The sequence below is a fragment of the Glutamicibacter sp. AGC46 genome, from assembly GCF_053543715.1.
Map to the genome: position 1 here is coordinate 479896 of NZ_JBLVOJ010000024.1, position 13618 is coordinate 493513.

The following is a 13618-nucleotide window of genomic DNA, read 5'->3' on the forward strand; positions in this document are numbered from 1 at the left end:
AACGTGTTTCCCGGCTCCTTGAGCGCCCATCCGGATTCGGCTACTTGGCGGCGATGCGGTCCAGGATCAGGCGGGTGTCCGGACGGTCATCGGCCGAACCGATCATGATGGCGCGCTGGACCAGCTCGATGGCACGCTCCATCTTGGCCGGGGTGTCGGTCAGCAAGGTGGCAATCGGCTCGCCACGGCGAACCAAGGCACCTGGCTTCACGTGCATGCGCACGCCGGCGCCGGCCTGGACGCTGTCTTCCTTGCGGGCACGTCCTGCGCCCAGGGTCCACGCGGCCAGGCCGATGTCCATGGCGTCGAGCTTGATCAGCACGCCCTCGGCGGGCGCCACCACGGTGTGCGATTCCTTGGCTACCGGCAGCTTGGCATCCGGATCGCCGCCCTGGGCCGCGATCATCTTGCGCCAGATGTCCATGGCCTTGCCGTTCTTCAGCGCACCGGGGACATCCGCATCCTTGATGCCTGCCCCGGCAAGCATCTCGGTGGCCAGGGCCACGGTCAGCTCCACGACGTCCTCTGGTCCGCCGCCGGCCAGGACCTCAACGGATTCCTCGACCTCGATGGCGTTGCCGGCGGTCAGGCCCAGCGGGGTTTCCATGTTGGTCAGCAGCGCCACGGTGTTCACCGACGCATCGGTGCCCAGGTTCACCATCGTCTCGGCCAGTTCGCGGGCCATGGCCTCGTCCTTCATGAACGCGCCGGAGCCGACCTTCACATCCAGCACCAGGGTGCCGGTGCCTTCGGCGATCTTCTTGCTCATGATCGAGGACGCGATCAGCGGGATGGCTTCCACGGTGGCGGTGACATCGCGCAGGGCGTAGAGCTTCTTGTCCGCCGGAGCCAGTCCGGTGCCGGCGGCGCAGATGACCGCGCCGACGTTGGACAGCTGGGAGAACAGCGCTTCGTTGGACAGGTCCGCCTTCCAGCCGGGAATGGCTTCGAGCTTGTCCAGGGTGCCGCCGGTGTGGCCCAGCCCGCGGCCCGAGAGCTGCGGGACGGCCACGCCGAAGCTGGCGACCAGCGGAGCCAGCGGCAAGGTGATCTTGTCCCCCACGCCGCCGGTGGAGTGCTTGTCGGTGGTGGCCAGCTTCTTGCCCGACGGGTCGGTGAGGGCAGAGAAGTCCATGCGTTCCCCGGAGTTGATCATCGCGGTGGTCCAGCGCGAGATCTCGTTGCGGTTCATGCCCTGGAAGTAGATGGCCATATTCAGCGCGGACATTTGCTCTTCGGCGATGGCCCCGCGGGTGTAGGCATCGATGGTCCAGTCGATCATCTCGTTGCTCAGTTCGCCGCCATCGCGCTTGGCGCGGATGACTTCGACGGCACTGAATTGCTCGGTAGCCATATCAGGCACCTTCCATTCTGCTGTTGGCCGGTGTGCTCCGGCGCTAGAAGTTGAGATTCTGCGGCCCGAACGCGTCAGGCAAGAGGTCGTCGATTCCCACGATGCCGCGGGCTGTCTTGATCAGCAGCTGCGCCCCGCGGTGCTCGAAAAGCAGCTGGCGGCACCGGCCGCACGGGGTGATCAGTTCGAGCTCGCCCTCGCGCAGCTGGCCGAAGCACAGGAAGTATTCCATGGTGCCCCCGCCGGTGGCGAAGAGCTGGCCCACCATGGCGCATTCAGCGCACAGGGTGACCCCGTAGGCGGCGTTCTCGATGTTGCACCCGGAAATCAGGCGGCCGTCGCTGGTCAGTGCCGCGGCACCCACCCGGAACTCGGAGTAGGGCGCGTAGGCCTGGGACAGCGCGGCCGCAGCCGCAGCTTCGATCTGCGGCCACGGCGCGTTGTTGCTATTCATGGGAAATCGCTATTCCTTCACGTAGGGTTCGCCCGCAGCTGCCGGTCCGCGCGAACGCCCCACCAATCCGGCCACCGCGAAGATGGTCACCAGGTAAGGCATCATGGCCATGAACTGGCTTGGTACCGGGGTGCCGATGATCGTCAGGATCACCTGCAAGTTATCGGCGAAGCCGAAGAGCAGGGCGGCCAGGAAAGCGCCGATCGGGTTCCACCGGCCGAAGATGACTGCGGCCAGCGCGATGAAGCCGCGGCCGCCGGAGATTTCCTTGGTGAAGGAGTCGATGGCCACCAGGGTGAAGAAGGAACCGCCGATGCCGGCCACGATGCCGCCGAGGGTGACATTCCAGAAGCGGATCGCGTTGACCTTGATGCCCAGGGTATCGGCTGCCTTCGGATGCTCGCCCACGGCGCGCACGCGCAGGCCCCACTTGGTCTTGAACAGGCCGAACCAGACCAGGAAGACGGCCAGGTACATCAGGTAGCCGATCACCGACTGCTTGAACAGGATCGGGCCGATGACCGGGATCGAGGAGAGCAGCGGGATTTCAAGGACCGGCAGGTGCGCTGGCGAGTTGAAGCGCTCCGGGTCCTCCTGCATCACGGTGGTGAACAGGAAGCCGGTGATGCCCGAAACCAGCACGTTCAGGACCACGCCGACGATGATCTGGTTGACCACGTACTTGATGGAGAAGACCGCCAGGACCAGCGAGACCATGGCGCCGGCCAGGCCGGCGGCAACCAGGCCCGCGAAGGCGCTCTGGGTCAGCGAGGCGACCAGTGCCGCGGTGAAAGCACCGCCCAGCAGCTGGCCCTCGATGGCGATGTTGACGACGCCGGCACGCTCGCACAGCACGCCCGAAAGCGAACCGAAGACCAGCGGCACGGCCAGCACCACGCCACCGGCCAGCAGGCTGGCCAGCGAAATGCTGTTGATGTTGGCGCCGGAAACCACCCAGATCAGGAAGCCCAGCACGAACAGGACCGCCGCGATGGCGACCATCCAGGTGGCCAGGATCCTGCCCTGCTTGCGCTGCATCCACGCGTAGGCGGCAATGGCCAGCAGCAGCACGCCGAACACGATGTTGGTGATGCGGCCCGGGAAGACCAGTTCGGGCAGCTCGAAGGCGTCGCCGGCGCTGTTCAGCGTGAAGTGGGCGGCTTGGTCGTTGCCCAGCAGGCCGAAGCTGAAGAAGACGATCACTGCGATCACCGAGAGGATGATCGGGGTCTTCTTGCTCGGCAGGACGTTGATTGCCGGCTGCAAGGTGGAAGAGGTCACTTGGCACCTGCCTTAGTAGGTTCGAGCTTGGAGCTGCGCTTCTTCTTGCGGTTCATGCCGAAGATGGCCTTGACCAGCGGCGGGGCGGCGATGAACAGCACGATCAGCGACTGCACCACCGACACGATGTCGATCGGGGTGCCGGTGGTGATCTGCATGTTCACCGCACCGGCCTGGAACGCTCCGAAGAGCAGGCCGGCGAAGAACGTGCCCCACGGGGTGGAGCGGCCCAGCAACGCCACGGTGATCGCGTCGAAGCCCAGCGAGCCGGCGATGCCGCCGGTGAGCACCTTTTCGGTGCCTGCCACCTGTGCCACGCCTGCGGCACCGGCCAAGGCGCCAGCCAGCGCCATCGCAATGATGGTGGTGCGGGCCACGTTGATGCCGGCGGTCTGCGCGGCTTCCGGGTTGTGGCCCACGGCGCGGAATTCGAAGCCCACGGTGGAGCGCTTGAACATCCAGGACACGGCCAGCACCAGCAGCACCGCCATCACGAAGCCCAGGTGCAAACGCGAACCGGGGATCGCCGGGAAGATGGCCGAGCTGTCCAGGATCGGCGAGATCGGGTTGGTCTCGCCGGGACGGCGGAACCCCTGGGTGTTCATCAGGAAGTCGATCAGGTACACGGCCACGTAGTTGAACATGATCGTGAGGATCACTTCGTGGGCGCCGGTCTTGGCCTTGAGCAGGCCGACCAGGCCGCCCCAGATCGCGCCGCCGAGCAGGCCGAAGACGATCACCAGCAGCAGGTGCAGGCCGATGGGCAGGTGCCAGGCGAAGCCGATGTAGGCGGCCAGCACCGAGCCGATGATGATCTGGCCCTGGGCACCGATGTTGAACAGGCCGGCGCGGAATGCCACGGCCACGCCCAAGCCGGCGCAGATCAGCGGGGTGGAGACGGTCAGGGTCTCCAGGAACGGCTTGAACCCCTGCGAGGAGTTGTAGATCGAGCCGTTGAACAGCGCCACATAGCTTTCGGTGGCCGCACGCCAGAATTCGCCGAAGAAGGCCGAAGGCTGGGCGAAGAGGTAGCCGGCCGTTTCGCCCACCTTCTCATCGGTGACCGCAATCAGCAGGCCGCCGATGACCAGTGCGACGATGACGCCGAGGACCGAGACCAGGCCTGGTCCCTGGGTGATTTGGCGCAAGAGGTCATTGCCCGGCTTGCCGGAGCCGGGAACCACAGGTGCTTTCTCGCTCACTGCGCTTCTCCTTCCTGGTTGTCATGCTCGCTAGCTGGCTGGGCTTCAACCGGCTCGTTCTCCGCCTTCGCGAATTCGGCCTGGGCCAGGGCTTCTTCCTGCGAAACACCGGCCATCATCAAGCCCAGCACCTCGCGGGAGGTGTCGCCCGGCACGATGCCGTTGATCCTGCCCTTGTAGAGCACGGCAATGCGGTCGGCCAATTCCATGACCTCGTCCAGCTCGGTGGAAACGATCATCACCGGGGTGCCCTTGTCGCGTTCGGCCACGATGCGGCGGTGCAGGAACTCGATGGAGCCCACATCCACGCCGCGGGTCGGCTGCGAAGCGATGAACAGCTTCAAATCGCGGCTCAACTCGCGGGCCATCACGACCTTCTGCTGGTTGCCGCCCGAGAGGCTGGAAGCAGGGTTCAGCGGGTTGTCGGTACGCACGTCGAAGCCCTGGATCTGCTGCGCGGCGTTCTTCTTGATCGCCTCCAGGTTCATCGAGATGCCCTTGCCGAAGGGCGGGCGGTCGTAGAGGTCCAGCACCAGGTTCTCCTCGATGGAGAACTGGGTGACCAGGCCGTGCACCGAACGGTCTTCGGGAACGAAGCCGAGGCCCGAGCGCAGGATCTGCTTGACCGACTTGCCAACCAGCTCCTGGCCGGCGAGCTTGACCGAGCCGCCCGTCACCGGCTGGGTGCCCAGGATCGCTTCGGTCAGTTCGGTCTGGCCGTTGCCCTGCACGCCGGCGATCGCCAGGATCTCGCCTGCATGGATATCCAAGGTGACCGAGTCCAGCGTGGTGGTGCCCGCCGGGTCGACGACCGTCAGGTCCTTGACCTGCAGTACCGCCTGCCCGGGAGTGGCTGCGGCCTTGTTCAGGTTCAGTTCCACGGCGCGGCCGACCATGAGGTTGGCCAGCTCGGTGGTGGAGGATTCCGGGGAGACCGAATCGATGACCTGGCCGCGGCGGATCACGGTGATCACATCGGACACGGCACGCACTTCGCGCAGCTTGTGCGAGATGAAGACGATGGAGGTGCCGTTGGCCTTGAGCTGGCGCATGATGTCCAGCAGCTCGTCGGTTTCCTGCGGGGTCAGCACCGCGGTCGGCTCATCGAGGATCAGGATCTTGGCCTCGCGCACCAGGGCCTTGATGATCTCGACACGCTGCTGCACGCCAACGGGCAGGTCTTCGACGACCGCGTCCGGGTCCACGTCGAAGCCGTAGCGGTCGGAGATCTCGCGGATCTTCTTGCGGGTGACCTGCAGGTCAAGCACGCCGCCAGCCTTGGTGGTTTCTGCGCCGAGGGCAATATTCTCTGCCACGGTGAAGACCGGGACCAGCATGAAGTGCTGGTGCACCATGCCGATGCCCGAGGCCATGGCGTCGCCCGGTCCGGAGAACTCGACGGGCTTCCCGTCCAGCAAAATTTGGCCCTCGGTCGGCTGGTACAGCCCGTAGAGCACGTTCATAAGCGTGGACTTTCCAGCACCGTTTTCGCCGAGCAGACAGTGAATCTGGGCGTCATCGACCGTCAGGTCGATATCTTTGTTGGCGTAGAAAGAACCGAAGGCTTTCGAGATTCCTCGTAGTTCGAGTTTCACGATTCCACCATCTTCATTGTTCGTTTGGCGAGGTTCTTGCTGGCAGGTTGTTTTGGCCCTTAGGCAGGCATAAAGCGCGTCACCTGCCCACCGCTGTATTGCGGCGAGCGGTGACGCGCTCCATGGCTGGTTTGCCTAGACCTACTTGGGGCTGGAAGCCGATTCGATCTCCAGCTCACCGGAGATGATCTGCTGCTTCAGGGCATCGATCTCCTTCTTGGTGTCTTCGCCGATTTCCTCATCGAAGTTGTGGAACGGTGCCAGTGCAACGCCCTCGTTCTCCAAGGTGCCCACGTACGGGGTCGAGTCGAACTTGCCCTCGGCGTCGGTGCGGATGACATCTTCGACTGCGGTGTCCATGGTCTTCACGACCGAGGTCAGCATGACGTCCTTGTAGTCGGGAGCGGTCAGGAAGCCGTCGGAGTCGACCCACACGAGCTTGGCTTCCTTGCCGCCGTCGTTGGCCTCGACCACTGCAGCGCCAGCGCCCTTGCCCACTGGGCCGGCGACAGGCATGACAACGTCAGCGCCGGAAGCGATGAAGTTCTTGGTGATCTGCTTGCCCTTATCCTGCTTCTCGAAGTCGCCGGAGAAGGTGCCGTCCTGCTTCTTCTTGTCCCAGCCCAGCAGCTTGACGTCCTTGCCCTTGTCTTCGTTGAACTTGGCCACGCCGTCAGCGAAGCCGTCCATGAAGATGGTGACGGTAGGGATCTTGATCCCGCCGAAGGTGGCGACGGTGCCGGTCTTCGAAGCGGCAGCTGCTGCGTAGCCTGCCAGGTAGGCAGCCTGGGCCGTGTCGTAGATGATCGGCTTGACGTTTTCGATCGGCTTCTCGTACTGGAAGTCGACGATGGCGAAGTTCTTGTCCGGGTTGGCCGCGGCAGCCTCAGCGGTTGCGTCGCCCAGCAGGAAGCCGATGGTGACGGTCAGGTCGCAGCCTGCGTTGACCATGCCGTTGAGGTTGGTCGCGAAGTCGGCGTTCGACTTGGATTCTGCATCCTTGGTCTGGATGCCCAGGTCCTTCTCGGCGTTCTTCAAGCCGCGGAAGGAAGATTCGTTGAAGGACTGGTCGTCGAATCCACCGGAGTCGGACACAATGCAGCCAACGTAGTCCGGGAACTGGCCAGCCGAGCTGGTCTCTTCCGGTGCAGCGCCGCAGGCGCTCAAAGCTAATGCCGAGATGCCGAGCATGGCTGCAGCCATACCGGTCTTGCGCGATACGAAGCGCATCTGTTCCTCCAAAGAATCTTGCGAGATAATGCGGGAGGCAAGACACCTGACCCTCGTGCAAGGCTCCATTGCCTAGGCCTTACTCGAGCACACCAAAAGTCATAGCATTCCCATCGTTTCCATAGCCTATCGGAGATATGTCACAGGTAAAGACGATAAAGATTACAAACAGATAACTTACGGGCCGCAAAACGGCAAGCGCTTAACGCCAACGCCCAAGTCACTGACCGAATTGTTAAAGCGTCAAAGAAATGTTAAAAACTTTCGGGTTTGATGTGGCCAACGCCCTATTTGGCGTTAGCCTCGCGCACAGCCTGCATGGCGGCGGCCGCCATGATGCGAACCCCCACGCCAATGCACGATTCGTCCGGGATATAGTCCCCGCGGTGCAGGTCATAGGTTTTGCCGCCCGGGGTGCGGGTTCCCAGCCGCAGCATCGCACCGGAAACCTTCTGCGTCATCCACGCGAAGTCCTCCCCGCCCATGGACTGCGGAGTCAGCTCGATGGCCTCGGCTCCGAACTCGCGGCGCGCGGCGTCCTCGATCAATGCGGTCTCCGCCGGAGCGTTGACCACCGGTGGCACTCCACGGGTGTGCTGCAGCTTGATCTCCACTCCGTAGGGAGCGGCGATCTGGCGCACGGCCTGGTCCAGCAGCTCACCGGCCTCGTACCAGACATCGCCGTCCAGGCAGCGCATGGTGCCGGCCAGGTATCCGGTGGCGGGGATCGCGTTCGGCACGCTGCCGGCATGGATCTGGCCCCAGACCACCGAGACGGCCGAGCGCACATCGACCTTGCGTCCGAGCACGGCCGGGACCTGGGTGGCGATCTGGCTCATCGCGAAAACGATGTCTTCGGTCAGGTGCGGGCGCGAGGTGTGCCCGCCCCGGCCGTTGACCTCGATGCGGATGGTGTCGCTGGCCGAGGTGATCGCACCGATGCGGGTGCCGATATGCCCGGCGTCGATCCGCGGGTCGCAATGCAGCGCGAGCACCCGCGGCACGCCATCGAGCAAGCCCTGCTCGATCACCGACAGCGCCCCGCCGGGAAGCTTCTCCTCGGCGGGCTGGAAGATCACCCGCACGCAGCCATCGAGCTTGCCGGCGGCATGGATCCTGCCCAGGGCCAAAGCCACGCCGATCATCACGGTGGTGTGGATGTCGTGGCCGCAGGCGTGCGCCACGCCCTGGGTCATCGAGGCGAAGTCCAGGTTGGTTTCCTCCACCACCGGCAGCGCGTCGATGTCGGCACGGAAGGCGATGCGGATGGGCCCTTCGCCAATGTCCACGAAGGCGCCGGTGTCGGCCATTTTCTGCGGCGCCAGCCCGGCAGCACGCAGGGTTTCGAGAATCCGCTCGGTGGTTTGGTGCTCAGCAAAGGACAGCTCCGGGTTGCGATGCAGTTCCCTGCGGAAGCCGATCAGCTGGTCGATCAGCGGCTCGGTGAAGTCGCTGACGGAAGCCGGATTGCCATTTTCATTCACGGTGGACACCTTTTGAAGATACTCGGCACGGTGCAGAAAATGACAGTTTTCCGTAATGTTCGGGCGCATTGCGCAACATCAGGCAAGGGAAACGGGGCGCGCCGACCTATTGCCGGCCAGCTCGCCCCGTTCGCAATCCTGCTGTGCTAGAGCACCTCGGTAGCACCGTCGGCCTTCAAGGCCTCCACGGTCTGCTTGACCTTCTGCGCATGCTCCTTGGTGGTCACCAGCAACGCGTCGGCGGTATCCACCACGACCACATCCTCGATCCCGACCAGGGCCACCACGCGCGGGCGGTCCGAATAGACCACGCCGGTAGCGCTGTCGGCATACACGCGCACCGACTCGCCGCCCAGGTTGATGATGCCCTCCTCGGCACTGGCCTTGTTCAAGCGGCCGATCGCGGCGAAGTCGCCCACGTCGTCCCAGTTGAAAACGCCCGGGATCACCGCGACGTCCCCAGCCGCGGCGGCCGGCTCGGCCACCGCATAGTCAATGGCGATCTTCGGCAGATCGGCCCAGACTTCGCACATCACGGTTTCGCGCTGATCGGTTTCCCAGGCATCGGCGATCTTCATCAGGCCCGCGTACAGCGCCGGCTCGTTGGCTTCCAGGTGCTTGAGCATCAGGCTCACCGGCGCGACGAACATGCCGGCATTCCACAGGAACCCGCCCGAGGCCAGGTACTTGCGGGCGGTGTCCTCATCGGGCTTCTCCACGAACTGCACCACGCCGCGCGCCGACGGCGCATTGGGAACCTGGAGCGGTTCGCCGGTCTGGATGTAGCCGAAACCGGTGGAAGGGTGCGTCGGGTGGATGCCGATGGTCACGATCTTGCCGGTCGCAGCGGTGTGGATCGCTTCGCTCAGCGCGGCCTGGAACACCTCAACCGGCTCGATGACCTGGTCCGCGGCGAAGGAGCCCATGATGATGCTCGGGTCGCGGCGGTACAGGATCGCGGCGGCCAGGCCGATGGCGGCGGCCGAGTCGCGCGGCTCCGGCTCGAGCACCAGGTCCTCGTCGCACAGCTCGGGCAGCTGGGACACCACGGCCCCGCGGTGCGCACGCCCGGTGACCACCATGATCCGTTCGCCGGCCAGCGGGACCAGGCGGTCATAGGTGGCGCGGATCAGCGTGGATCCGGATCCGGTCAGATCGTGCAAAAACTTCGGAGCGGAAGCCCTGGAGAGGGGCCACAATCGGGTGCCGACGCCGCCGGCGGGGATCACGCCGTGGAATCGGGCTAATAGGTCTGCATTCACGCCTTCCAGACTAATTCATTCGGTGGATAATCCTGTCCATTGAAACCTGTGCAACAGATTAAATACGAAAACATCGCATGAGGTATTACGGGCGGGATTTCGGCCTTTTAGCGCATAATTACCCCTTTTCGGTGAACATGCTCACAGGAACGAGACACGAAATAGATTGGAGCTAGCCAAGTGGTTTAGACTCGCACAAGGAACGCTCGCACAAGTGCGTCAAATCTCATTGTGTGCAATATACACATGCGCCGTTGCGAGCCTTGGAGGTTTAGTTCAGTGTCGAAGACTTCGTCAGGCACCCTATACCGCGGCCATGAAGGCATGTGGTCCTGGGTGGGACACCGAGTCACCGGTGTCGTTATTTTTCTTTATCTGCTGGTGCACGTGCTCGATACGGCCATGGTCCGTGTCGATGCCGGCGCCTACGACGCAATCATTAGCACCTACCAGACCCCGTGGATGGCACTTGGTGAAACCGGTCTGGTTGCAGCAATCCTCTTCCACGCATTCAACGGTCTGCGCTTGATCCTGGTCGACTTCTGGAAGCAGGGTACCAAGTACCAGCGCCAGTTGCTCTGGGGCGTATTGATCCTCTGGGTCATCGTCTTTGCGGGCTTCGCCATCCGTCACCTGTCGATCGCATTTGGGAGCCACTAAGCCATGAGCGTTTCTATTCCTGCTCCTCGCAGCCAGCGCATTGATCCAAAGTACAAGCGCGGACCAAAGTCCCGCGGAAGCTTCGAAATGCTGGCATGGCTGTTCATGCGCCTCTCCGGCGTCGTGCTGATCGTCCTGATCTTCGGACACCTGATCTCCAACCTGATGGTCGGCGAAGGCATCTCCGGCATCAGCTTCGGCTTCGTGGCCGGCAAGTGGGCCTCGCCGCTGTGGCAGTTCTGGGATCTGGCCATGCTGTGGCTGGCCATGCTGCACGGCACCAACGGCGTGCGCACCATCATCAACGACTACGCAGAGAAGCACGCTACCCGTGCATGGCTCAAGGGCATCCTGTACGTCGCCACGATCTTCATCATCGTGCTTGGTTCCCTGGTGATCTTCACCTTCGATCCATGCGTAGCCGGCAGCACCCTGCCGCAGTGCTAATTGGAACTCCCCTAGTTCCAGCCAATAGCCACACAGATTTTTAGAAAAGAGAGCATCAAGAATGCAGGTACATAAGTACGACGTTGTTATCGTCGGTGCCGGTGGTGCAGGCATGCGTGCAGCGATCGAATCCGGTCAGCGCGCACGCACCGCAGTGCTAACCAAGCTTTACCCAACCCGCTCGCACACCGGTGCGGCCCAGGGCGGCATGTGCGCAGCACTTGCCAACGTCGAGGAAGACAACTGGGAGTGGCACACGTTCGACACCATCAAGGGTGGCGACTACCTGGTTGACCAGGACGCAGCCGAGGTCATGGCCAAGGAAGCCATCGACGCCGTGCTGGACCTGGAAAAGATGGGCCTCCCATTCAACCGAACCCCAGAGGGCAAGATCGACCAGCGCCGCTTCGGCGGCCACACCCGCGACCACGGCAAAGCCGCCGTGCGACGCGCATGCTACGCAGCTGACCGCACGGGCCACATGATCCTGCAGACCCTGTACCAAAACTGCGTCAAGCACAACGTCGAGTTCTACAACGAGTACTACGTGCTCGACCTGCTGATGGTCGAAGAAGATGCCTACCGCGAGGACGGCACCGCCTACAAGCAGAAGCGCGTTGCCGGCGTCGTCTCCTACGACCTGGCGACCGGCGAGCTGCACGTCTTCCAGGCCAAGTCGGTCATCTTCGCCTCGGGCGGCGCCGGCAAGGTCTTCAAGACCACCTCCAACGCGCACACCCTGACCGGTGACGGCATGGGCATCGCCTTCCGCTCGGGCCTGCCGCTGGAGGACATGGAGTTCTTCCAGTTCCACCCAACGGGCCTTGCCGGACTGGGCATCCTGCTCACCGAGGGCGCACGTGGCGAAGGCGCGATCCTGCGCAACTCGGATGGCGAGCGCTTCATGGAACGCTATGCGCCGACCATCAAGGACCTCGCACCACGTGACATCGTGGCCCGCGCGATGGCCAACGAAGTCCGCGAAGGCCGCGGTTGCGGCCCGAACAAGGACTACGTGCTGCTGGATCTGACCCACTTGGAACCAGAGCACATCGAATCCAAGCTGCCGGACATCACCGAGTTCGCCCGCACCTACCTGGGTGTCGAGCCATTCACCGATCCGGTGCCTGTCTACCCCACTGCGCACTACGCAATGGGTGGCGTTCCAACCAACATCAACACCGAAGTGCTGCAGGACAATGACACCGTCATTCCTGGCCTGTTCGCTGCCGGCGAGGTTGCTTGCGTATCGGTCCACGGCTCGAACCGCCTGGGCACCAACTCGCTGCTGGATATCAACGTGTTCGGCAAGCGCGCCGGCGTTGCCGCTGCCGAGTACTCCAAGACCGCCGACTTCGTCGAGCTGCCGGAGAACCCGGAAGCATTCGTCACCGCGCAGATCGACGGCGTGCTGACCGGCAACGGCACCGAGCGCGTCTCGGACCTGCGCTCGATCCTGCAGGAGACCATGGACGCCAACGTCCAGGTATTCCGCGACGAGCGTTCGCTGAAGGAAGCGCGCGACGTGATCGAGGATCTGCGCCTGCGCTACAAGAACATCAGCATCCAGGACAAGGGCAAGCGCTTCAACCTGGATCTGCTCGAAGCCATCGAGCTGGGCTTCCTGCTCGACTTGGCCGAGGTCATCACCGTTGCTGCATTGCACCGCAAGGAATCCCGCGGCGGCCACTACCGCGAGGACTTCCCAGACCGCGACGATGAGAACTTCATGAAGCACTCGATGTCCTACCGCGACGCAGAAGCCGTCACCGAGGACATCAAGGGCATCCGCATGGAGACCAAGCCAGTGGTCTTTACCCGTTACCAGCCAATGGAGCGTAAGTACTAATGAGCACCGAACTGCCAGAACCACCGTCAAAGATCGACCTGAAGCCAGGCGTTGGCGGCGGCGGAGAGATCCCGAGCTTCGACATCACCCTGCGCGTTCGCCGCTACCTGCCAGAGGCTACTGCGGACGCATACTGGGAAGATTTCAAGCTGACCATGTACGGCACCGACCGCGTGCTGGACGCCCTGCACAAGGTCAAGTGGGAGCAGGACGGCTCGCTGTCGTTCCGCCGCTCCTGCGCCCACGGCGTGTGCGGTTCCGATGCCATGCGCATCAACGGCCGCAACCGCCTGGCCTGCAAGACCCTGCTCAAGGACCTGGACACCTCCAAGCCGATCACCGTTGAAGCCATCAAGGGCCTGCCCCTTGAAAAGGACCTCATCGTCGACATGGAACCGTTCTTCCAGTCCTACCGCGAGATCATGCCATTCCTGATCTCCAAGGGCCACGAGCCAACCAAGGAACGCTACCAGTCCGCCGAGGATCGCGAGATCTTCGACGACACCACCAAGTGCATCCTGTGTGCTGCTTGCACCAGCTCCTGCCCGGTGTTCTGGACCGATGGCCAGTACTTCGGCCCGGCCGCGATCGTCAACGCCCACCGCTTCATCTTCGACTCGCGCGATGATGCAGGCGACATGCGCCTGGAGATCCTGAACGACAAGGAAGGCGTGTGGCGCTGCCGCACCACCTTCAACTGCACCGAAGCATGCCCACGCGGCATCCAGGTGACCAAGGCTATCGCCGAGGTCAAGCAGGCAATTCTGGCGCGCACCGTCTAAGGACGCGCTGAGGGGCGC

Annotated in this window: 12 protein-coding genes; 4 read left to right on the forward strand and 8 right to left on the reverse strand. The window is 63.4% G+C overall.

The features are described from left to right. Window positions 1-40: 40 nt before the first annotated feature. From ACNPM8_RS14220 to ACNPM8_RS14255, 8 genes are all read right to left on the reverse strand, one after another. Entirely contained in the window at window positions 41-1354 is a 1314-nt protein-coding gene (locus tag ACNPM8_RS14220) for a thymidine phosphorylase (protein ID WP_105657433.1), read from the reverse strand. Between the two features lie 43 nt (window positions 1355-1397). After that, a complete protein-coding gene (locus tag ACNPM8_RS14225) occupies window positions 1398-1808 on the reverse strand; it encodes a cytidine deaminase (protein ID WP_400342535.1) in 411 nt (136 codons plus the stop codon). A gap of 9 nt (window positions 1809-1817) precedes the next feature. Next, on the reverse strand, window positions 1818-3089 hold the full coding sequence (locus ACNPM8_RS14230; protein ID WP_332489199.1) for an ABC transporter permease: 1272 nt from the start codon (window positions 3087-3089) through the stop codon (window positions 1818-1820). Continuing rightward, window positions 3086-4291 carry an ABC transporter permease gene (locus tag ACNPM8_RS14235; RefSeq protein WP_105661697.1) on the reverse strand — a complete coding sequence of 402 codons (1206 nt, stop codon included), beginning with the start codon at window positions 4289-4291 and terminating at the stop codon, window positions 3086-3088. Before ACNPM8_RS14235 ends, ACNPM8_RS14230 begins: the two co-directional genes overlap by 4 nt. Then, window positions 4288-5886, reverse strand: a complete 1599-nt coding sequence (locus ACNPM8_RS14240) for an ABC transporter ATP-binding protein (protein ID WP_105657429.1) — start codon at window positions 5884-5886, stop codon at window positions 4288-4290. Before ACNPM8_RS14240 ends, ACNPM8_RS14235 begins: the two co-directional genes overlap by 4 nt. 141 nt (window positions 5887-6027) lie before the next feature. Then, entirely contained in the window at window positions 6028-7116 is a 1089-nt protein-coding gene (locus ACNPM8_RS14245) for a BMP family lipoprotein (protein WP_105657428.1), read from the reverse strand. A 287-nt stretch (window positions 7117-7403) separates the two neighbouring features. Beyond that, a complete protein-coding gene (locus tag ACNPM8_RS14250) occupies window positions 7404-8600 on the reverse strand; it encodes an amidohydrolase (RefSeq protein ID WP_105657427.1) in 1197 nt (398 codons plus the stop codon). 146 nt (window positions 8601-8746) lie between these two features. After that, window positions 8747-9862: a mannose-1-phosphate guanylyltransferase gene (locus tag ACNPM8_RS14255; RefSeq protein ID WP_448940046.1), complete on the reverse strand. Its 1116-nt coding sequence runs from the start codon at window positions 9860-9862 to the stop codon at window positions 8747-8749. A gap of 246 nt (window positions 9863-10108) precedes the next feature. On the opposite strand from ACNPM8_RS14255, the gene sdhC reads away from it, so the two are divergent. The 4 genes from sdhC (at window position 10109) to ACNPM8_RS14275 (ending at window position 13600) form a co-directional block, all read left to right on the forward strand. Further along, complete coding sequence (gene sdhC / locus ACNPM8_RS14260; RefSeq protein WP_388025151.1) at window positions 10109-10522, forward strand: succinate dehydrogenase, cytochrome b556 subunit; 414 nt, start codon at window positions 10109-10111, stop codon at window positions 10520-10522. 3 nt (window positions 10523-10525) lie between these two features. Beyond that, window positions 10526-10969 (forward strand): succinate dehydrogenase hydrophobic membrane anchor subunit, encoded by a 444-nt coding sequence (locus ACNPM8_RS14265; RefSeq protein WP_105657424.1) that lies wholly within the window; start codon window positions 10526-10528, stop codon window positions 10967-10969. Between the two features lie 61 nt (window positions 10970-11030). Continuing rightward, entirely contained in the window at window positions 11031-12818 is a 1788-nt protein-coding gene (gene sdhA / locus ACNPM8_RS14270; RefSeq protein ID WP_105661694.1) for a succinate dehydrogenase flavoprotein subunit, read from the forward strand. Next, window positions 12818-13600, forward strand: a complete 783-nt coding sequence (locus ACNPM8_RS14275) for a succinate dehydrogenase iron-sulfur subunit (protein WP_105661693.1) — start codon at window positions 12818-12820, stop codon at window positions 13598-13600. The genes sdhA and ACNPM8_RS14275 overlap by 1 nt, the downstream gene beginning before the upstream one ends. Window positions 13601-13618 lie beyond the last annotated feature (18 nt).